Below are 947 nucleotides of genomic sequence, written 5' to 3'. Positions count from 1 at the left end.
GTGAGAAAGTGGATGAGCTAATGAAAATAAGCTATGAGAGCGGACAACCTACGGTGTCGGCAAGGGATTTATATGATCTGCTTTCCGAAGACGGAGGAACAAAAGGAACCGAACGTTTTAGTAAATGGTTTGAAAGGTACCGCGGATATGGTTTTGAGCAGGGCAGTGATTTTTCAACCCCGAACAAAAAAGTACGGGTTCAAACCGAGGGTACAAGAGATGTACGAAGGGAAGTCGAAGATTACGACCTGTCTGTGGATATGGCAAAACAGATTTGTATGTTGCAGAGAACAAATAAAGGAATGGAGTTGCGGCAGTATCTCTTGGATTTGGAAAAAGCGTGGAATACACCGGAACAGGTCTTCGCCCGGGCGTTAAAGATGGCAGATCAGACAATCAACCGGCTACAGAGCGATATCACCCGAATGAGGCCGAAAGAAATATTTGCCGATGCTGTTACGGCGAGTCATACATCAATCCTCGTGGGAGATATGGCAAAGCTATTAAAGCAGAACGGTGTAGATATGGGCGCCCAACGGCTTTTTACATGGCTCCGCGATAACGGATATCTGATCAGGCGTAAAGGCGCAGACTGGAACATGCCAACGCAGCGGTCTATGGAGATGGGGCTGTTTGAAATCAAAGAAAGTACTCATCTGGACGGAAACGGCTGTAATGTAACGACCAGGACGCCAAAAGTTACCGGAAAAGGTCAGCAGTATTTTATCAATAAATTTTTGGGAGGTGAACAGAGTGCATAAAATCATACTCAATATAATTTACCGGCTTGAAACTCTACGGAATCAGGCACCGGCGTGCGAGAAATCGGCGTACACGAAAGCTATTGCGGAAGTAATGGATATATATGACATAGCCTGCTTTAGCAAGGCAGAAAAGAAGGATAAGAAAAAGAGCCCGGCAGGTGCGAACTGCCATGGCTCAGGTAA

The 947-nt window shown here is 45.9% G+C and carries 2 protein-coding genes; both read left to right on the top strand.

All coding sequences use genetic code 11. The features are described 5' to 3' along the window. Positions 1 to 761, top strand: a 761-nt coding sequence (locus NE473_RS30015; protein WP_305148712.1) for a phage antirepressor KilAC domain-containing protein, incomplete at its 5' end; no start/stop codon positions are given. Then, positions 754 to 947, top strand: a 194-nt coding sequence (locus NE473_RS30010; RefSeq protein WP_256265542.1) for a hypothetical protein, incomplete at its 3' end; no start/stop codon positions are given. The genes NE473_RS30015 and NE473_RS30010, both read left to right, overlap by 8 nt.

Source organism: Hungatella sp. SL.1.14 (assembly GCF_024460495.1).
GTDB classification, from domain to species: domain Bacteria; phylum Bacillota; class Clostridia; order Lachnospirales; family Lachnospiraceae; genus Hungatella; species Hungatella hathewayi.
Note: the sequence above shows the minus strand (reverse complement) of the source record. Positions and strands in the feature narration are given on the sequence as shown.